Source organism: Clostridium sp. USBA 49, assembly GCF_900167505.1.
GTDB lineage: Bacteria > Bacillota > Clostridia > Clostridiales > Clostridiaceae > Clostridium_AT > Clostridium_AT prolinivorans.
The window spans coordinates 318,551-337,755 of the sequence record NZ_FUYD01000002.1 but is presented as its reverse complement, the minus strand read 5'-3'; the positions used below and the strand labels follow the sequence as shown (position 1 = coordinate 337,755).

Genomic DNA, 19,205 nt, shown 5'->3' with positions numbered 1-19,205 from the left:
AAAAAATTATAATATAAGAAGGATTTATTTATTTCTTGTCGAATTTATTATTTGTTAAGATATGGAATTCAGTATGAGGGGAGTATTTAAATATGGAAGAATCAAAAATCAATGTAGTCATTGCAGATGATAATAAAGAATTTTGCAGTATTCTTAATGACTATTTATTAAACCAAAAAGATATAGTAGTTACGGGGATTGCAAAAGACGGGGTAGAAGCATTAGAATTAATTCAACTAAAAAAACCAGATTTGGTAGTACTTGATATTATTATGCCTCATCTTGATGGATTAGGAGTATTAGAAAGACTTAATAGCATGAATATAAATCCAATGCCTAGAATTATTGTACTTTCTGCAGTAGGTCAAGATAAAATAACACAAAGAGCTATAACTCTTGGTGCTGATTATTATGTTGTTAAACCATTTGATATGGATGTATTTATTAAAAGAATTAGACAAATGTTTAACAATACTATTTCTAGTAATGATTCAAAAAAAACAGTATCTATTTTGGATAATACGGATATTAAATTAAATAAAAACGAGTTTACAGATTTAGAATCTGAAATAACATCGATTATACATGAAATAGGTGTGCCTGCCCATATTAAAGGATATATGTACTTAAGAGAAGCAATAAACATGGTTGTAAATGACATTGAACTTTTATCAGCTGTAACAAAAGAGCTTTATCCATCTATAGCAGAAAAATATAATACTACAGCAAGTCGTGTGGAAAGAGCAATAAGGCATGCTATAGAAGTAGCATGGAGTAGAGGACAAGTTGATACTATAAATAAATTATTTGGATATACCATACATAACGATAAAGGTAAGCCTACAAATAGTGAATTTATTGCAATGGTGGCTGATAAACTTCGTCTAAAAAATAAGGTATCTTAAATTTAGAAAATTAATGTTTTTTATAGTATAATTGGTTAACTTTTATATAAAATAAAAATTTATGTACAAATATATAGAAATATATAGAAAAAACATGTAAACTTTCTTCATTTACTTATTAATGAAGAAAGTTTATTTTTTTATAAAAATTATTATTAAGGTATTTAATAAATTATTTAGTATAAATCTTCCTTTAAGTAATATGCATAATTAATTTTTAAAAATTAATTATGCATATTCTTTTTTTTTATATCATAAATATTAAAAGATGATTAACAAAGGGGGATAAAGTTATGTCCAACGGGAAAAAAATATTTGATTTTAACAAACACCTTCAAGATAATTTTTGGTTATACATAATAAGTATACTTTGTATATTTACTGGTATTGTTTTAGGAATATATGCCGTTAAATATATGGAAAATTTTGAAAATGAAAGTTTACTTAGTTATTTAAATAGTTTTACTCAAAATATATCTCAAGGTAATTTTAAATATAAAAGTATGTTCAATGATATATTAAAAAATAATTTTCCTATAATTATTGCTATATGGTTTTTAGGTTTAACGATGATAGGAATTCCAATAATATTAATTATAGATTTAATGAAAGGATTTACTGTTGGATTTACTATTAGCTTTGTTATAAAAGCATTTGGGGGGAAAGGTATAGAGATGGCTATATTAGGAATTTTACCTCAAAACATTATATATATTCTATGTATAATAATTTCTTCAGTAATAGCTATGGAATTTTCTTTAAACATAATTAAAGATAAATTAAATAGACAATGGTCAAATAGTATTTTTATAAAAGTATCATCATATTCATTAGTATTTATAATTATTTTTTTTATTCAATGCACAGGTTTTTTAATTGAAACTTTTATTATACCTAATATAATGAAATTAATTATGGTATAGGATGTGAATTTATTTGGATAATAACAATTCTTTTATTAAGGCTATAATTTTATTTTTCAAATGTTTTTTTATTTTAATTATTTTTGCTGACTTATTACCTAAAATAATTGATAAAATTTTGTATAAAATTTACTATTCTAATTTTTATTATAATAGTATTTTTGTAAATTATATAATAAACACCAATAGTAAAATAATATATAATTATATTTACATATTTAGATTATTATTTAATTTTTAATCTAAGTATAAAAGCGTGCAAGTTTAAAATAAATGCACGCTTTTATTATGTAGTAAAGGTAAAATATAATACAATTATAAAATTAAAATTTATATGGAAATAAAAATTTTAATATATGATAAAGAAAATAATTCCTATAATTTTATAATATAAATATGTGATAATTTTAGTTAAAGAGGTAAAACTATCTTTAGAAAGGAGGATTCTACATGAAAAAAAATATAAAAATAACAAGCATTTTAATGTCAATATTATTTACTACTCAAATATTTGTGACAAAAGTTAGTGCAGCGGATAATGATGAATTAAATATAGATGCAAAATCTGTATTACTAATGGAACCAGTATCTGGAAAAATAATTTATGAAAAAAAAGCTCATGATAAATATGCACCAGCTTCTGTAACTAAAATTATGACAATGCTTCTTGCTATGGAAGCCGTAGATAATCATAAAATTAAACTTTCAGATAAAGTTACTATAAGCGAAAATGCTAAAAAAATGGGTGGAAGTACTATGCTTCTAGATACAGGTGAGATTAGAACTGTTGAAGAACTTTTAAAAGGTATTGCAATTGCTTCAGGAAATGATGCCGCAGTAGCTATGGCCGAATATATAGCAGGAAGTGAAGATTCATTTGTAAAACTTATGAATGAAAAAGCAAAAGCATTAGGAATGAATGATACTACATTTAAAAATTGTACAGGATTAAGTGCAGAAGGACATTTAACTAGTGCTTATGACATATCAATAATGTCTAGAGAACTATTAAAGCATCCTACTATTTTAAAATATACTGGAACATATATGGAAACTATATCAGAAGGTAGAAAAACACCTATAGAACTTGTAAATCATAATAAGTTAGTTAGATTTTTTAAAGGGTGTGATGGATTAAAAACTGGTTTTACAAATGAAGCTAAATATTGTATTTCTGCTACAGCAGTAAGAGATGGAGTAAGAATGCTTACAGTAATTATGGGCTCACCTACTTATAAAATAAGAAATAAAGATGCTAGTATGCTTTTAAATTACGGTTTTTCAAAATATGAATCTAAAAAAATTATATCTAAAGATGAAGAAATAGAAAAAATTCCTATAAACAAACAAGGAGACAAATATTTTATAGCTAAAGCTGCAAAAGATTTAGAAATTATAATTGAAAAAGGTGTAAATAAAAAAATAGACAAAAAATGTATATTAAACATTGATAAAAATAAGAGAGAATATAAAAAAGGTGAAATTATAGGTTATTGTGAAGTGTATATAGATAATACTTTAGTAGGTAAAATAGAAATATATACTGATAGAGATTTTAAAATAGGAGGATTACTAGAGAATTTTAAAAGTAATTTAAAAAATATGTTTGAAAAAGCAATATAAATAAAAATAGAAGAACATAAATATTTTAATATTTATGTTCTTCTATTTTTATTTGTAAAATGTAGCATAAAGCTATAAAATATTTATATATTATTAAAACATTTATTAGGGGAGATTTTTATGGCTTTAAATATAAAAGTTGGTGATTTTGAAGGACCATTTGATTTGCTTTTACATTTAATAAAAAAAAATCAGATGGATATATATGACATAAAAATATATGACATAACTAATCAATATATTGAGTACATAAATCAAATGAAAGAATTAGATTTAGAAATTACATCTGAGTTTATATTAATAGCTGCTACATTATTAGAGATTAAATCAAAAATGCTACTTCCAAAATTAAAAGAAGAGGAGCTATCAATAGATGAAGAATCCGATCCTAGAAAAGAATTAGTTTCTAAACTTATAGAGTATAAAAAGTTTAAATATATAGCTAATTATTTAAAAGATAAAGAAGAATCTAGAAAAATAGTTTTTACTAAAAAACCAGAAATAATTGAAGATAAAAATAATAAAAATGATAATTTAGAAATACTTAATAGTTTAACTATAATTGATCTTTATAATATATATAACGAATTAATAGAAAAATATAATAATAAAATAAATAAAGAAAATGTTATAGAAAGGCAAATATCTTTAGATGCTTATAAAATAGAAGATAAAATAATTTATTTAAAAGAAAAAATATTAAAACATAATCATTTACTTTTTTCTAATGTAGTACAAGAGTGTAAAAATAAAATAGAAATAGTAGTAACATTTTTGGCTATGTTAGAGTTGATAAAACTTAAAGAAATAAAAGCAATACAAGAAAAGAATTTTACTGAAATTTATTTAGAAAGGATATATGACAATGAATAGTAAAACAGAAGAAAAAAATTTATCAAAAAAACAAAAATATTTTTCTATTATTGAATCTTTAATATTTGTATCAGGAGAGCCATTAAAGCTTAAAGAAATAGCTTCAATTATTGAACTTGATATCGAGTCAACAAAAGAAATAATGAAAGAATTGATTAAAAAATATGATAATTTAGAAAGAGGGATAGAATTAGTTAATATTGAAGATGGATATCAGTTTGTTACTAAATCTGAAAATAGTAATTATATTCAGAAACTTTTAAAAACAAACACAAGACAATCTTTATCTCAAGCAGCATTGGAAACATTGTCAATTATTGCATATAAACAACCCGTTACTAGAATTACTATTGATGAAATTAGAGGTGTTAAAAGTGATAAAGCTATTTCAACTTTGTTAGAAAAAGGACTTATTAAAGAATCAGGTAGATTGGAAGTTGCAGGAAGACCTATATTATATTCAACTACCGATAAATTTCTTTTATATTTTGGTTTAGAAAATTTGCAACAAATGCCTTCTTTAGATGAATTTCTAAAATTAGAAGATATAAATAATATAGATATATAAAAATAAAAACTAAGGAGAAAGTCCTTAGTTTTTATTTTGTTTAGATTTATTTGAAATATTTTTAATACTTTCTATTAACTGAGGTATAGAATCTATTATTTTATCTAAAGAATTATCGTATTCTACAGGAAGTAGTTTAACAGAATCATTTTTTAATACTAAAAAAGCTATTGGTCTTACAGTAACTCCAGCTCCAGAGCCTCCTCCAAAAGGAAATTTTGAATTTTCAGATTTACAATTAGAAGATGAAAATTCACTTCCTCCCCCAGCAAATCCAAAAGAAACTTTTGATATAGGAATAATTAAAGAACCATCTTTAGATTCTATTGCATCTCCCACTATTGTATTAACATCTACCATTTCTTTAATATGTGACATAGTAGTTTTCATTAAATTATCAACAGGATGATTTTCCATTATTTTCCCTCCGATTTGTTATATATTAAAATTAATATTTTTAGAATTATTTATATTATCGATATTTTTCTTTATTAAAATAATAATATAAATAATTTTAGCTAAATTTACAAAAACTATACTACTTAAATCAATATTTATAACATCATTTTTAAAATCCGGGTCTATATCTAATTTATAATAATTTATTTTAAATATTGTATTTAAAGAAGTATATATTAATGAAGATATAGAATTAAGTATTCCATAGATTAATGCAGTAGTAGATGCATCAAAAAATCCTATTTTTAATTTAATTGTTATATTTAATTTAGGTTTATATTTAAAAAAATTTATATTATTAAGTATATTTTTTATATTATCTGCATTATAATCAAATTTTTTTAAAAAATCTAAATTGTATTTTTTTTTATTTTTTTCCCTTTTTCTAAAGTTAATTTTAAAATTATATAAAAATAAATTTAAAGAAGAATTTTTATAATTTAAATTTATTTTTATTGGAATAGGTATAAACATTATTAATATTATTAATATAAATATGAAAAATATCCATAACATAACAAAATCCTCCAATATATAAATTATTATAACCTAATAAATATATTTTATTTATAAATATAAATTTTGTTTTTGATTAATCTATAATGGGTAAAATTTTCTTGATTAATAAAATAAAAAATGAAAAAAATAAAATAGAAGGGAGTGAGATTATGAAAAGTTTTAAAAAAAATAAACTTATTTTTTTAATGACTTCTTTTTTTATATTTATTAATATTTTTAAAATAAATACTAAAGCACAAGAAATAAATGTAGATGCTAGAAATGCTGTTGCGATTGACAGTAAAACTAAAATTATATTATATGAAAAAAATGCACATATGTTAGTTCCTATGGCTAGTACAACAAAGATAATGACAGCATTAGTAGCAATTAATTATGGAAATTTAGATAAAAAAATAGAAATATCAAGCAAAGCCGCCTCGATAAAAGGTTCAACAGTAGGATATAAAAAAGGAGAGTTGATTACTTTAAGAGAGCTTTTATATGGATTAATGTTGAGATCTGGAAATGATGCTGCTATTGCTATTGCTGAGGGAATAGCTGGAAGTGTAGATGAATTTGTAAAGCTTATGAATACTTACGCTGTTCAAATAGGTGTACTTAATACTCATTTTGAATCACCACATGGTCTTGATAGTGAAGAACATTATTCAACAGCTTATGATTTAGCTGTTATCACGTCTAAAGCAAAGGAAAATGAATTGTTTAATGAAATAGTAAAATCAAAAGATGTAGATGGGAATAGTCAAAATTTTTCTAGAAGCTTTCATAATATAAATAAAATATTATGGCAGATTCCTAATGCAAATGGAGTAAAAACAGGTTATACAGGTAAAGCTGGAAAATGTTTAGTTTCATCAGTAAATATTCAAGGGAATGATGTAATTATTGTTGTGTTAAATTGTCCTAATAGATGGAATGAAACTCAAAAAATTAATGATTATATAAATAAGAAGTATGAATTTAAAAAAATATTTTCTAAAAATGATATAGTAAAAGAAATTTTAATAAAAAATGGAGAAAATCCATTAAAAATTAAAGTTAATAAAGATATAATTTTACCTATAAAAAAAGATTCTGATTACAAAATTAAAATTAATATACCTAATTACAATTTATATGCTCCAATTAACAAAGGAAGTAAAATAGGGAATATAACTATATATTTAGATGATAAAAACATATATAAAGAATCTTTGGAATCTAATAATTATGTTAAAGACAAAAATATATTAAAAAAATGGCTTTTTAAAAAATAAAACCAAAAAACTCTAAGTTTAAATTATTATATATAGACTTAGAGTTTTTTGGTTTTTATTAAAATTTTTTAGAAATAGATTAAAATTTTATTTTAAATTATTGTAACAATTTTTTAATTAATAAATATTCTAATAATATAAGGATTTTTTAGTCAAAAGATAGTCTTAGGAGGTATTAATATGAATTATGAAATACGCGATTGTATAGATGCAGGAACTGAATATTGTCCTTGCCATTTAGCTGAAACTGGTGACTGTATATTGTGTTCTCAACTTTCTGGCAAAAATTTTTGTGATTGTATAAATTGGAAAGGAGTATGTATTTATCAAGAATATATATGGAATAATGGCAAAGCAAAATCAGGGAGAAAAATTTATAACTGTAAAATAGTAAAAAAAGAATATTTAGAAAAAAATGTAATATTATTAACAATATCTATACCACATAGTTTAATCAAAAATTTAGTACATCCTGGTAGTTATGTTTTTTTGCGAAATCCTAAAACATCCCAATTTTATGATGTTCCTATATCTATTATGGATTTAAATACTGAAGAAAATATTATATCTATTGTCATTGAATTAAAAGGAATAAAAACTAAAAGTATTAATATGTTAAACGAAGGTGATAGTGTTCTTATTAGAGGTCCTTATTGGAATGGTGAGCTTGGACTTAGGAATATATATAAAAGTAAAGAAGGTACTTCTATTATAATTACTAGAGGAATAGGTATGGCTCCTATGGTTCCAGTATTAAAAAAACTTTATTCAAATGGGAATAAAATTATAGTAATTATAGATAAAGTAAACTATAAAAATATATTTATAAAAAGTTATTTAGAAATGTGTAATTGTGAAGTAATAAATTGTAATACGTTGCAAAATGGCGATATTTCTGAAGAACTAAAAAAAATAATTGATAATTTTTTATTAAAAGAAAATATAAATTTAATCCATAGCTCAGGACCGGATATTCTAAATTATAAAATTTTAGAATATATAGGTGAAAAAGTAGATTTTTCTTGCTCTAATAATGCTAAAATGTGTTGTGGAGAAGGAGTATGTGGAGCTTGTGCTACAAGATATAAGGGACATAAAGTAAAAAAACTTTGTAAAGTACAAATAGAACCAAAATATATTTTTGAAGGAAGAAGACTAATATAAAAAATTGCTTGGAGGAATAATTATGAAAGTTATTGTTATAGGTGGAGGATGGTCAGGATGTGCTGCAGCTATTAGTGCTAAAAAAGCAGGAGCACAGGTTACATTATATGAAAAAACAGATATGCTTTTAGGTCTTGGAAATGTAGGCGGAATAATGAGAAACAATGGAAGGTTTACAGCAAGCGAAGAATTAATTGCTTTAGGTGGTGGAGATTTAATAAAAATAACAGATTCATGTACTAGGCATAAAAATATTGATTTTCCAGGTCATAAGCACGCATGGCTTTATGATGTAAACAAAATAGAACCTAAAGTAAGAAATTATTTAGAAGAACTTGGTATAGAAATTAATTTTATATCAAGAGTTATAGATATAGAAAAAGATGGCAATAAAATAAAGGGTATATATTTATCAGATGGCTCTTATATAGAAGGAGATGTATTTATTGAAACTACAGGATCTACCGGCCCTATGGGGAATTGTTTAAGATATGGGAACGGATGTTCAATGTGCGTACTTAGATGTCCTGCTTTTGGCCCAAGAGTAAGTATAAGCTCTAGAGCTGGAATTGATGATTTACAAGGTGAAAGAGATGATGAATCTTTTGGAGCGATGAGTGGTTCATGTAAACTTGCAAAAGAAACTTTATCAAATGAAATTGTAAAAGAACTAGATGAAAAAGGAGTTGTTGTTCTAAAAGTGCCTCCTGAAGATGTAAATTTAGATAAATTAAAAATTAAAGTTTGTCAGCAATATGCATTAAAAGAATTTGCAGAAAATATAGTACTATTGGACACAGGTCATGCAAAACTTATGACATCTTATTATAATCTTGAAAAGCTTAGAAAAATACCAGGACTTGAAAATGTAAAGTATATAGATCCTTATGCAGGAGGGAAAGGAAATTCAATTAGATATTTATCTGTAGCACCAAGAACTGATGATATGAAAGTTAAGGGATTAGAAAATCTTTTTTGTGCCGGAGAAAAAGCTGGATTATTTGTAGGACATACTGAAGCTATATGTACTGGTGCTTTAGCAGGACATAATGCAGTAAGAAATGCATTAGGTATGCCTCTTTTGATTTTACCTAAGAGCATTGCTATTGGAGATATAATTTCTTATGCAAATTATAAAATGATGACGAAAGAAGGCCGTAGAAATAGATATACATTTGCTGGAGCAGAATATTTTGAAAGAATGAAATCTTTAGAATTATATACTACTAATATTGATGAAATAAAATCAAAAATTGATAAATTAAATTTATCAAATATTTTAAGCGAAAAATTAATTTAAATAAAAAACACTTAATTACAATTTAAAAGAATTTATATAAATCCTTTTAAATTGTAATTAAGAAATATTATTATGTAGATAATTTTTGAACATCATTATTGTTTGTTTATTTTAATAAATTATATATAGCTTTAGTATATATTTCAAAAGCAGTAAATATATCTTCTAATATAATATGTTCATTAGGTTGATGAGCTGTTTTAACTTTACCAGGCATAATTGCACCAAAAGCCACACAGTTATCTATTGCTCTTGCATAAGTAGCTCCTCCTGAAGAAATAGGTTTAGATTTTATATCATGTGTAACTTCTTGATATACATTTGTAAGAGTACGAATTAAAAAGCTATCTTTAGGAATATAAATAGGTTTTAACCAATCATATTCTATGTAATCAAGTTCATACTTACAAGCTGTTTTAATTATTTTGTCTACTATATCAGATTTATTTATAGTTACAGGTATGCGTACATCTATAAATAAAGATTCACGTTCTTTTAAGCTTATTTTACCTATATTAAATTTAAGTTTTCCAGAATCTTCATCTTCACAATTTCCAAAAATATTTACAGCAAAAGGATCTTCTTTAATTTCATTTGAAATAAAGTCAATAACTTTTGAAGTAACTCCTATATTTTTTAAAGCTATAGCAAGTCGATTTATTGCATTAATTCCATTTTCAGCAACTTGAGCATGAGCAGATTTCCCTAAAATTTTTATTCCTGATTTTAAAATTTTATAATCGTATTTTAGTCTATTAAGTTCATTTTCTAATTCAAATTGTTTTTCTCCATTATATATAATATTATCAGGTACAGAATTAAAGGTAGTTCCTCCTTCTAAAAAAATTCCACTATCATTTTTACATTCTAAAATAAATTGAAGAAGTCCTTTTTCTGCATAAATAACAGGAAATACAGAATCGGGAGAAAATCCTATATTAGGCCTTTCCTCTTTTTTTATATATTCTTTCATATCTCGCCATAAATTTTCTTCATCAGTTCCAAATATAAATCTTATTCTTTTATTAAATACTATTCCTAAATTCATAAGGGCTTTAACTGCATATAAAGCGGTAAGAATAGGACCTTTATCATCTTGACTCCCTCTTCCATATAATTTACCATTTTCAACTACAGGGTAAAATGGATTATAATTCCAAAGATCTAAATTACCAGGAGGAACTACATCTATATGTCCCAATATTCCTATTATTTCTTCACCTTCTCCAACTTCTGCATATCCATAATATCCCATTGGATCATAATAAATCTTAAAACCTAAATTTCTACATATTTCAAGTGTTTTTTTTAATGCTTTATCAATATTTTCACCAAATGGATATTTACTTGAATTTTCGCTAAGTATACTAGGTATACTCACTAATTCCTTAATAGAATCAATTAAATTAACTTGTAATAATTTTAATTCTTTTTTTATGTCTTCATTTTTTAACATAAAAAACATCACCAACTTTCATAAATATAATTATATTTTGTTCATTAATAAAATTTTTATATTATTATTTTATACTTATTTAAATAAATTTGGATATTATATTTTTATAGTCTATAATGTAAATAAGTAAAATTTTTATAAACAATAAAATATTATTATTTATATTTGTAGGAGGATACTATGCTGGAAAGATTACAAAAATATATGGCTGAATGTGGTATAGCTTCAAGAAGGAAATGTGAAGAAATTATAATTTCTGGTAGAGTTAAAGTAAATGATAAAATAATAACACAATTAGGATATAAAATAGACAGAAAAAAAGATATTATAGCTATAGATGGAAAAATAATAAAACCTGAACAAAAAAAAATTTACATAGCTTTAAATAAACCAACAGGTTATTTATCTACTGTAAAAGATGATAGAGGGAGAAAAACTATTTTAGATTTAGTAAAAACAAAAGAAAGGATATATCCTATAGGTAGATTAGATTATGATACTTCAGGACTCATTTTACTTACTAATGATGGTGAAATTTATAATAAAATTATTCATCCTAGGCAAATAATAAAAAAAACATATATTGCAAAGCTTAAAGGTATACCTACAAATTTAGAAATAAATAAATTTAAAAATGGAATTGATATAGGAGGATATATTACAGCTACTGCAGATTTTAGATTAATTAATATACTGGGAGAAAATTGTGAAGTAGAAATAAAAATTCATGAAGGTAAAAATAGACAAATTAGAAGAATGTGTGAAAAAATAAATCATCAAGTAATTAGCTTGAAAAGAATATCTATAGGTGAAATTAAACTTGGAAATTTGGAATTGGGTAAATTTAGAAATTTAACTCAAGAAGAAATTCAATATTTAAAAACTTTATAAAAAATATACAGAATCAATTATTAGTGTTTTTATGCCATTTATTAATATAAAATGATAAAAATTAACGAATACTTATGTTGAATAAATGAAAGATATGTTGATTAATTTTTCATTAAATGATAAAATGAAATAAATTATTCATTTATCTGTCAAATATGAAGAAAGGATTGGAGTAAAATGGATGAAAACAAACAAGATTTGATGAGAATAATACAAATGAAGTTTCCGCGGCTTAGTAAAGGCCAAAAATTAATAGCAGAATATATTTTAAAACATTATGATAAAGCTGCTTTTATGACTGCAGCTAAACTTGGTACAAGTGTTGGGGTTAGTGAATCAACCGTAGTACGATTTGCAAACGAATTAGGATTTAGTGGTTATCCCAAACTTCAAAAAGCACTACAAGAACTTATCAAAAACAAATTAACTACAGTTCAAAGAATAGAACTTTCTAATGATTTTGTAAGTCAAGAAACAGCTCTTAAAGGAGTATTAAAATCCGATATGGAAAATATAAGAGCTACTTTAGAAAAAATAAATCACAAAACTTTTGAGGAAGTTGTAAATAGCATTTTTAATGCTAAAAAAATTTACATAATAGGGCTTAGGAGTTCAACTGCTATTGCAGAATTTTTAGGATTTTACTTAAATCTTATTTTAGATAATGTTAAAGTTGTTACTTATGGAATTAGTGATATATTTGAACAAATGATTAATATATCAAAAGAAGATTTAGTAATTGGTATTGGATTTCCTAGATATGCAGCAAGAACTATAGAAGCACTTAATTTTGCGCAAAGCAGAGGTACAAAAGTTGTAGCAATAACTGATAGCTTACTATCACCATTAGCTTCAAGAGCCGATTACACATTAATTGCTCAAAGTAATATGGCCTCTTTTGTTGATTCCCTTGTAGCACCTTTAAGTGTAATTAATGCTCTTATTATTGCTGTAGGATTAAGAGAAAAAGAAAAAATAGCTTCAACTTTTAATGAATTAGAAAATATTTGGGGAGAATACAGAGTATACTCTAATAGAAATAAAGATGAATAATAATTTATAAAAGAATCTAATATTTTATATTTTTAAAATTGCAATAATACATGCATTAAATATATTTTAAATAAATTGTTGTTGCAAATATAAAAAATAAAGAAAAGTTTATTAAAAGCTTTTTCTTTATTTTTTATATTTGTATTGAATAAATTATAGTAATATATTAAATTTATAATATAATAAATACAAATGGTGGTGGTGCTATGGCCAAGGTTATAGTTATTGGTGGCGGACCTGCAGGAATGATGGCAGCAATAACAGCTGCTAAAAAACATGATGTAATATTAATTGAAAAAAATGAAAAGTTAGGAAAAAAATTATTTATTACAGGTAAGGGAAGATGTAATATTACTAACGCAAAAGATATAAGTGATTTTTTTGATTATATACCAAGTAATCCTTATTTTTTATATAGTTCGTTATATTCTTTTACAAATGAAGATACTATTGAATTTTTCAATAAATTGGGAGTTAAACTAAAGATAGAAAGAGGAGATAGAGTTTTCCCTGAATCAAATAAATCTTCAGATATTATTAATGCTTTTAATAATGCAATTAATAAAAATAATGTGAAAGTATTATTAAATACTAAAATAAAAGAAATAATTGAAGAAAATAAAGTTATAAAAGCAGTAAAGCTTCAAGATAATTCTATCTTAAAAGGAGATTATTTTATTATTTGCACTGGAGGATTATCCTATCCTAAAACTGGATCTACTGGAGATGGATTAATTTTTGCTAAAAAATTAGGACATAATATAATCCTTCCTAGACCTTCTTTAGTACCAATAGTAATTGAAGAAGAATGGATTAAAGAATTACAAGGCTTATCATTAAAAAATATAGAGTTTAATGTAAAAAACGAAAAAAATATAACTGTATTTAATGACTTTGGGGAAATGATTTTTACACATTTTGGAATTTCAGGACCGTTAGCTTTAAGTGCAAGCAGAATGATTTGTGAAAATGGTAAATTTAAAGTAATCATTAATTTAAAGCCAGCTTTAAATTCAGAAGAATTAGATAAAAGGGTTCAAAATGATTTTTCTAAATATATCAATAAAAGTTTTAAAAATTCTTTAAATGATTTATTACCACAAAAATTAATTCCTATTATTGTAAAATTATCCAATATAAATCCTGATAAAAAAATTAATTTAATTACAAAATCAGAAAGAAAAGCTCTAGTTAATCTTCTTCAAAATTTTACTTTAACAGTAAAAGGATTAAGACCAATAGAAGAAGCTATAATAACTTGTGGTGGAATTGATACTAAAGAAATTAATTCATCAAATATGAAATCAAAGATTATTAAAAATCTTTCTTTTGCTGGAGAAATTATAGATGTAGATGCTTATACAGGAGGCTTTAATATACAAATAGCATTATCCACAGGGTACCTTGCTGGTAAAAAAGTAGATGAAATATAATTTAAAATTTATGTATAGTTTTTAAAAGAAGGTGAATAAAACATGAAATTATCTGTAGCAATTGATGGACCTGCTGGAGCAGGTAAAAGTACTATTGCTAAAATGTTAGCAAATAGATTTAATTTAATATATATAAATACTGGTGCCATGTATAGAGCTATAACACTAAAAGCTATAGAAAAAAATATTTTGCCGCAAGATAAAATTAAGTTATTAAATTTAGTAGAAAATTTAAATATGATTTTTAAAAATGATGAACTTTTTATTGACGGAGAAAATGTTAATAATAAAATTTATTTGCCTAATATAAGTAATAACGTTTCTAACTATGCGGCAATTCCAGAAGTTAGAGAAAAATTAGCTGCTATGCAAAAAAAAATCGCTGAAAAATATAATGTAGTAATGGATGGAAGAGATATTGGAACTGTTGTTCTTAAAGATGCTCCAATTAAATTTTATTTAACTGCTAGTTGTGAAGAGAGAGCCAAAAGAAGATATAATGAATTATCTTTACAAGGAATATCAACAAATTATAATGAAATATTAAATGAGATTATAAAACGAGATTATATGGATTCAAATAGGGAAAATAATCCATTAAAAAAAGCAGATGATGCTATTTTAATAGATTCATCTAATTTATCTATTGATGATGTTGTTAATAAAATGTCATATTATATACAAGAATTTATAAATAAAAATAATAATATAGATATCTAGCATAAAAACTAAATGTGATATATCAATCAGTAGTTTGTTTTTAACACAACAAGAGATAATCAGTATTTTACTAAATCTCTGAATTAAATTTTGAATATTGATATCTATAATAATTTTTAATATAAAAAAATAAATGAATTTTTAGGAGAGTGTAGAATATGGAAAAAAATAGAGATATGGAAATTAGTGAGCAAGTTGATTTTATGAATAAAAATGATTTTATAATTTCAGTTGGACAAATTGTAAAAGGCAACATAATTTCAATTAATGATAAAGAGATATATATTGATTTAGGAACAAAAACAGAAGGATATCTTCCTATAGAAGAAGTTACTAGTGAAAATGATGTAAAGCTCATAGATATTTTTAAAGTTGGTGAAGAAGTAGAAGCAAAAGTAATTAAAATAAGGAATGAAGATGGATACATAGTTTTATCTAGAGTAGAAATTGAAAGGGAAGAAGCTTATAAGGAAGTAGAAAATGCTTTTAATAATAATATTTCGTTAAAAGTAAAAATTGTTCAAGTGGTTAATGGAGGATTAATTACAAACTATAAAGGAGTTAAAATATTTATACCAGCTTCTCATGTAGAACTTACTCATGTTGATGATTTGGAAGAATATATAAATAAAGAATTCAATATAAAAATTATAGAATATATTAAAAATAAAAAAGGATTTAAAATTGTAGGTTCAAGAAAAGAATTACTTATAGAAGATAAAAATAAAAAAGAAGAAGAAATATGGGAAACGTTAAAACCCAATACTGTTATAAACGGAAAGGTAAAAAGACTTACAAATTTTGGAGCTTTTATAGATGTTAATGGAATTGATGGGCTTTTACATGTATCCGAAATATCTTGGGGAAAAGTTAATAAAGCTAGTGATATACTAAACATAGGAGATGTAATACAAGTATATATATTAGATGTTGATAAGGATAACAAGAAATTATCTTTGAGCATGAAAAGACTTGTAGAAAATCCATGGAAAAATGTTGATATAAAATACCCTGTTGGCAATATAGTTTTAGGAAAAATAGTAGGACTTACTGATTTTGGTGCATTTATTGAATTGGAACCAGGTGTTGACGGATTAGTGCATATATCTCAAATAAGCAATAAAAAAATTAATAATCCAAAAGATGTTTTAAATATAGGACAACAAATAAAAGCAAAAATTATAGATGTTAATAAAGAAAGAAAAAAAATAGAATTAAGTATAAAAGAAGTTGAAAATATTTAAATAAGAATAAATTCAAATAAAAAAGGCTATTTTAAAAATAGCCTTTTTTATTTGAAAATAATATTGGTGGAGGAAGATGGATTCGAACCATCGAAGTCAGAGACAACAGATTTACAGTCTGCCCCCTTTGGCCACTCGGGAATTCCTCCTTATAAAAAAATACTGGAGCTGGCAATAGGAATCGAACCTACAACCTGCTGATTACAAGTCAGCTGCTCTACCGTTGAGCCATGCCAGCATACATGGTGGACCTTCAGGGACTCGAACCCCGGACCAACCGGTTATGAGCCGGTTGCTCTAACCAACTGAGCTAAAGATCCAAATTACAATATTTATTATATATTTATTTAAGTATATTGTCAATAAAAAATTATTAAATTATGATTTAAGATAATGTTTTAATATATCACAATTTTTGTTGGTAACTGTACAAAAATAATTAAAAAAAGCAGAAATAAAACTGGTGCTAATATTTTAAAAATTCTGAAACATTTTTTAAAAATTGGTGACATAAAAAATATTAAATTTGATTTATTTTATTTGACTTAATACTTTACAAGAATTATACTAATAATGGAAGTAAGTATATAAATTTATGAGGATTATTCTATGAAAAATTATGATTTATTAAATAAAAAAAATATAAAAGACTTTTTAATATTGAATGATTTGAGAAAACATTTTAATGTTTTAAATGAAGATTTTTATGAATGTTATACAAATAAAAATTTTGCAAGACAAATTATAATGCGTAAAAATATTAGACTTTTAAAAAAATATGATAATGTAGTAGGATATATATGGATATCAAAATATAATAAAAAATATTATGTAATCAATTCTATGTATGTAAATGAACAGGAAGATATTGTAAATAAATACAAAGATCTTATTAATTTAATACCTTATAAAAAAATTTTTATATATACATGTGAAAAAAATGATTTTAATTATGATGTATTAAAAAGCATAGGTTTTAAAAAATTAGATGGTACTTATGAAATGAATGTAGACATTTCTTCTATTTTGATACCTTTTATTACAAACGATTTACAATTTGAAACATTAGAAAAGGGAAAACATGAACAAATTAGATGTAATATTCAGAATGAAGTATTTAAAAACGATACTAGAACACCATTGAATGTAAATGATATATATTTTGATGAAATGCAAAAATACTATTTTAAAGATGGAGCAGTTTTAATGAAAAAAAATAATAAATACATAGGATATGGCCAAATAATTATAAATAATAATATTCCAACCATAGTTAATGTTGGTGTATTAAAAGAGTATAGAGGAAAAGGTTATGGGAAAAATTTAATATATTATTTATTTAAAATTCTTAAAAAACACAATTTTGAGCAAGTAAATTTAAAAGTTTCTTCCACTAACTATGTTGCTATAAATCTTTATAAAAGTATAGGATTTACAATAAAAAAAGAAATACATAACTGGGAATACGAAAAATAAATCGACACAAATTAGTGGCGATTTATTTTTCATTTTTTTTGTAGAATTAAATATTTTTCAAGTCCAAGTGATAATATATTTATTGCTTTTTTCAAATCTTCACAATTTATACAATATGATAAACGTATTTTATCTTTTCCAAGCTCTTTAGAAGCATAAAATCCTTCAGCAGGAGCTACCATTATTGTTTCATTATTATAGCTAAAATCAGTTAAAAGCCATTTTGCGAAATCTTCTGCATCTTGAATTGGAAGCTTTACTATTATATAAAAAGCTCCAGATGGTTTTTTGCAGACTACTCCTGGTATTTTAGAAAGATTATTATACATTATATTCCTTCTAGTTTCATATTCTGCTTTTACTTCATTAAAATAACTTCTAGGAGTATTTATCAAACTAGCTGCAGCTAATTGTTCAATAGTAGCACAACTTAATCTAGCCTGACATAATTTCAATATTTCTTTCATTAAATCTTTATTTTTTGAAGCAATTAAACCAATTCTAGCCCCACAAGCACTATAGCGTTTTGATATGCTGTCTATTAAAATTACTCGGTCTAAGATGTCTGACATAGATAACATAGATGTGAATTTCAAATCATCATATATAAATTCCCTATATACTTCATCTGCAATAATATATATATTATATTCTTTTGCTATATCTGCAAGCATTCTTATTTCATCATAACTATAAACAACACCGGTAGGATTTCCAGGATTTGAAATAAGTATGGCTTTAGTTCTATTTGTTATTTTATCAGTTATTGTTTTTTTATCAGGCAGGTGAAACCCATCTTCAGGATTAGTAAGAAAAGAAACAACTTTTACATTAGCAATACTTGAAAAACTGTTGTAGTTAGTATAAAATGGTTCCGGAATTATTATTTCATCATCTACATCACAAATTGACATTAATGCAAAAGTTAATGCTTCACTGCCACCGTTAGTTATCATAATTTCATCTTCCTCAAAATCAATATTCAAAGTTTTATAATATTTTATAAAACTTTGAATAAGTTCTGGTATTCCTTGAGAGTTAACATAAGATAAAATAGATTCATTAAAATTCTTAATGGTTTTTAAAAAAATATCTGGAGTTTTTATATCAGGCTGACCTATATTAAGATGATATATTTTTATGCCTTTTTTTTGGGCAGCTTCAGCAAAAGGTGCTAATTTTCTAATTGGAGAAAATTGCATATTTTTAATTCTATTAGAAAAATCCATAATTATCCTCCTAATTATTAAGGTATGTATATTATATTCATATAGTGAAATTTAATTTACAGTTTATTGTGATTTAATCATAATATAAATTCATAAAAATACAATAAGAT

Annotated in this window: 18 protein-coding genes and 3 tRNA genes; 14 read left to right on the top strand and 7 right to left on the bottom strand. The window is 24.1% G+C overall.

From position 1 onward, the window contains the following. The first annotated feature begins 92 nt into the window (after window positions 1–92). The 5 genes from spo0A to scpB all read left to right on the top strand — a co-directional run bounded on the left by spo0A (window position 93) and on the right by scpB (window position 4,892). On the top strand, window positions 93–905 hold the full coding sequence (gene spo0A / locus B5D11_RS03575; RefSeq protein ID WP_078681674.1) for a sporulation transcription factor Spo0A: 813 nt from the start codon (window positions 93–95) through the stop codon (window positions 903–905). Window positions 906–1,198: 293 nt separating this feature from the next. Next, window positions 1,199–1,828 carry a stage II sporulation protein M gene (gene spoIIM, locus B5D11_RS03570; protein WP_078681673.1) on the top strand — a complete coding sequence of 210 codons (630 nt, stop codon included), beginning with the start codon at window positions 1,199–1,201 and terminating at the stop codon, window positions 1,826–1,828. A 450-nt stretch (window positions 1,829–2,278) separates the two neighbouring features. After that, complete coding sequence (locus B5D11_RS03560) at window positions 2,279–3,451, top strand: D-alanyl-D-alanine carboxypeptidase family protein (protein ID WP_078681671.1); 1,173 nt, start codon at window positions 2,279–2,281, stop codon at window positions 3,449–3,451. Window positions 3,452–3,571: 120 nt separating this feature from the next. Next, a complete protein-coding gene (locus B5D11_RS03555) occupies window positions 3,572–4,324 on the top strand; it encodes a segregation/condensation protein A (protein ID WP_078681670.1) in 753 nt (250 codons plus the stop codon). Next, window positions 4,317–4,892 (top strand): SMC-Scp complex subunit ScpB, encoded by a 576-nt coding sequence (gene scpB, locus B5D11_RS03550; protein ID WP_228201953.1) that lies wholly within the window; start codon window positions 4,317–4,319, stop codon window positions 4,890–4,892. The genes B5D11_RS03555 and scpB overlap by 8 nt, the downstream gene beginning before the upstream one ends. Window positions 4,893–4,916: 24 nt before the next feature. Here the strand turns inward: scpB and ytfJ are convergent, their stop codons facing one another. Both ytfJ and B5D11_RS03540 read right to left on the bottom strand, forming a co-directional pair. After that, window positions 4,917–5,309: a GerW family sporulation protein gene (gene ytfJ / locus B5D11_RS03545; RefSeq protein ID WP_078681668.1), complete on the bottom strand. Its 393-nt coding sequence runs from the start codon at window positions 5,307–5,309 to the stop codon at window positions 4,917–4,919. Between the two features lie 18 nt (window positions 5,310–5,327). After that, window positions 5,328–5,867 (bottom strand): DUF2953 domain-containing protein, encoded by a 540-nt coding sequence (locus tag B5D11_RS03540; RefSeq protein WP_078681667.1) that lies wholly within the window; start codon window positions 5,865–5,867, stop codon window positions 5,328–5,330. Between the two features lie 152 nt (window positions 5,868–6,019). Between B5D11_RS03540 and B5D11_RS03535 the strand changes: the two genes are divergently transcribed. The 3 genes from B5D11_RS03535 (at window position 6,020) to B5D11_RS03525 (ending at window position 9,593) form a co-directional block, all read left to right on the top strand. Beyond that, entirely contained in the window at window positions 6,020–7,129 is a 1,110-nt protein-coding gene (locus B5D11_RS03535; protein ID WP_078681747.1) for a D-alanyl-D-alanine carboxypeptidase family protein, read from the top strand. Window positions 7,130–7,309: 180 nt separating this feature from the next. Then, window positions 7,310–8,293 carry a sulfide/dihydroorotate dehydrogenase-like FAD/NAD-binding protein gene (locus B5D11_RS03530; protein ID WP_078681666.1) on the top strand — a complete coding sequence of 328 codons (984 nt, stop codon included), beginning with the start codon at window positions 7,310–7,312 and terminating at the stop codon, window positions 8,291–8,293. Between the two features lie 22 nt (window positions 8,294–8,315). Next, window positions 8,316–9,593, top strand: a complete 1,278-nt coding sequence (locus B5D11_RS03525) for an FAD-dependent oxidoreductase (RefSeq protein ID WP_078681665.1) — start codon at window positions 8,316–8,318, stop codon at window positions 9,591–9,593. Between the two features lie 106 nt (window positions 9,594–9,699). Here the strand turns inward: B5D11_RS03525 and B5D11_RS03520 are convergent, their stop codons facing one another. Then, on the bottom strand, window positions 9,700–11,049 hold the full coding sequence (locus tag B5D11_RS03520; RefSeq protein WP_078681664.1) for a M20 family metallopeptidase: 1,350 nt from the start codon (window positions 11,047–11,049) through the stop codon (window positions 9,700–9,702). 180 nt (window positions 11,050–11,229) lie between these two features. Between B5D11_RS03520 and B5D11_RS03515 the strand changes: the two genes are divergently transcribed. From B5D11_RS03515 to rpsA, 5 genes are all read left to right on the top strand, one after another. Continuing rightward, a complete protein-coding gene (locus B5D11_RS03515; protein ID WP_078681663.1) occupies window positions 11,230–11,940 on the top strand; it encodes a pseudouridine synthase in 711 nt (236 codons plus the stop codon). Window positions 11,941–12,117: 177 nt separating this feature from the next. Continuing rightward, window positions 12,118–12,993, top strand: a complete 876-nt coding sequence (locus tag B5D11_RS03510) for a MurR/RpiR family transcriptional regulator (RefSeq protein WP_078681662.1) — start codon at window positions 12,118–12,120, stop codon at window positions 12,991–12,993. Between the two features lie 206 nt (window positions 12,994–13,199). Further along, window positions 13,200–14,426, top strand: coding sequence for an NAD(P)/FAD-dependent oxidoreductase (locus B5D11_RS03505; protein WP_078681661.1), 1,227 nt, complete (start codon window positions 13,200–13,202; stop codon window positions 14,424–14,426). A 42-nt stretch (window positions 14,427–14,468) separates the two neighbouring features. Further along, window positions 14,469–15,146 carry a (d)CMP kinase gene (gene cmk / locus B5D11_RS03500; RefSeq protein ID WP_078681660.1) on the top strand — a complete coding sequence of 226 codons (678 nt, stop codon included), beginning with the start codon at window positions 14,469–14,471 and terminating at the stop codon, window positions 15,144–15,146. 158 nt (window positions 15,147–15,304) lie between these two features. Then, window positions 15,305–16,390 (top strand): 30S ribosomal protein S1, encoded by a 1,086-nt coding sequence (gene rpsA, locus B5D11_RS03495; RefSeq protein ID WP_078681659.1) that lies wholly within the window; start codon window positions 15,305–15,307, stop codon window positions 16,388–16,390. A 64-nt stretch (window positions 16,391–16,454) separates the two neighbouring features. Here the strand turns inward: rpsA and B5D11_RS03490 are convergent. The 3 genes from B5D11_RS03490 to B5D11_RS03480 form a co-directional block, all read right to left on the bottom strand. Then, window positions 16,455–16,539 (bottom strand) — tRNA-Tyr (locus B5D11_RS03490). A gap of 14 nt (window positions 16,540–16,553) precedes the next feature. Next, window positions 16,554–16,628: transfer RNA gene (locus B5D11_RS03485), tRNA-Thr, on the bottom strand. Window positions 16,629–16,633: 5 nt separating this feature from the next. Beyond that, a tRNA-Ile gene (locus B5D11_RS03480) sits at window positions 16,634–16,710 on the bottom strand. A 289-nt stretch (window positions 16,711–16,999) separates the two neighbouring features. Between B5D11_RS03480 and B5D11_RS03475 the strand changes: the two genes are divergently transcribed. Continuing rightward, window positions 17,000–17,866, top strand: a complete 867-nt coding sequence (locus B5D11_RS03475; protein ID WP_078681658.1) for a GNAT family N-acetyltransferase — start codon at window positions 17,000–17,002, stop codon at window positions 17,864–17,866. Between the two features lie 29 nt (window positions 17,867–17,895). Here the strand turns inward: B5D11_RS03475 and B5D11_RS03470 are convergent, their stop codons facing one another. Next, a complete protein-coding gene (locus tag B5D11_RS03470) occupies window positions 17,896–19,095 on the bottom strand; it encodes a pyridoxal phosphate-dependent aminotransferase (RefSeq protein WP_078681657.1) in 1,200 nt (399 codons plus the stop codon). Between the last annotated feature and the right edge of the window lie 110 nt (window positions 19,096–19,205).

Coding starts and splice junctions, on each gene's coding strand:
- B5D11_RS03515 (WP_078681663.1), top strand. CDS start 11,230: ATGCTGGAAAGATTACAAAAATATATGGCTGAATGTGGTATAGCTTCA.
- B5D11_RS03530 (WP_078681666.1), top strand. CDS start 7,310: ATGAATTATGAAATACGCGATTGTATAGATGCAGGAACTGAATATTGT.
- B5D11_RS03540 (WP_078681667.1), bottom strand. CDS start 5,867: ATGTTATGGATATTTTTCATATTTATATTAATAATATTAATAATGTTT.
- B5D11_RS03520 (WP_078681664.1), bottom strand. CDS start 11,049: ATGTTAAAAAATGAAGACATAAAAAAAGAATTAAAATTATTACAAGTT.
- rpsA (WP_078681659.1), top strand. CDS start 15,305: ATGGAAAAAAATAGAGATATGGAAATTAGTGAGCAAGTTGATTTTATG.
- cmk (WP_078681660.1), top strand. CDS start 14,469: ATGAAATTATCTGTAGCAATTGATGGACCTGCTGGAGCAGGTAAAAGT.
- spoIIM (WP_078681673.1), top strand. CDS start 1,199: ATGTCCAACGGGAAAAAAATATTTGATTTTAACAAACACCTTCAAGAT.
- B5D11_RS03525 (WP_078681665.1), top strand. CDS start 8,316: ATGAAAGTTATTGTTATAGGTGGAGGATGGTCAGGATGTGCTGCAGCT.
- ytfJ (WP_078681668.1), bottom strand. CDS start 5,309: ATGGAAAATCATCCTGTTGATAATTTAATGAAAACTACTATGTCACAT.
- B5D11_RS03470 (WP_078681657.1), bottom strand. CDS start 19,095: ATGGATTTTTCTAATAGAATTAAAAATATGCAATTTTCTCCAATTAGA.
- B5D11_RS03555 (WP_078681670.1), top strand. CDS start 3,572: ATGGCTTTAAATATAAAAGTTGGTGATTTTGAAGGACCATTTGATTTG.
- B5D11_RS03535 (WP_078681747.1), top strand. CDS start 6,020: ATGAAAAGTTTTAAAAAAAATAAACTTATTTTTTTAATGACTTCTTTT.
- spo0A (WP_078681674.1), top strand. CDS start 93: ATGGAAGAATCAAAAATCAATGTAGTCATTGCAGATGATAATAAAGAA.
- B5D11_RS03510 (WP_078681662.1), top strand. CDS start 12,118: ATGGATGAAAACAAACAAGATTTGATGAGAATAATACAAATGAAGTTT.
- B5D11_RS03475 (WP_078681658.1), top strand. CDS start 17,000: ATGAAAAATTATGATTTATTAAATAAAAAAAATATAAAAGACTTTTTA.
- B5D11_RS03505 (WP_078681661.1), top strand. CDS start 13,200: ATGGCCAAGGTTATAGTTATTGGTGGCGGACCTGCAGGAATGATGGCA.
- scpB (WP_228201953.1), top strand. CDS start 4,317: ATGAATAGTAAAACAGAAGAAAAAAATTTATCAAAAAAACAAAAATAT.
- B5D11_RS03560 (WP_078681671.1), top strand. CDS start 2,279: ATGAAAAAAAATATAAAAATAACAAGCATTTTAATGTCAATATTATTT.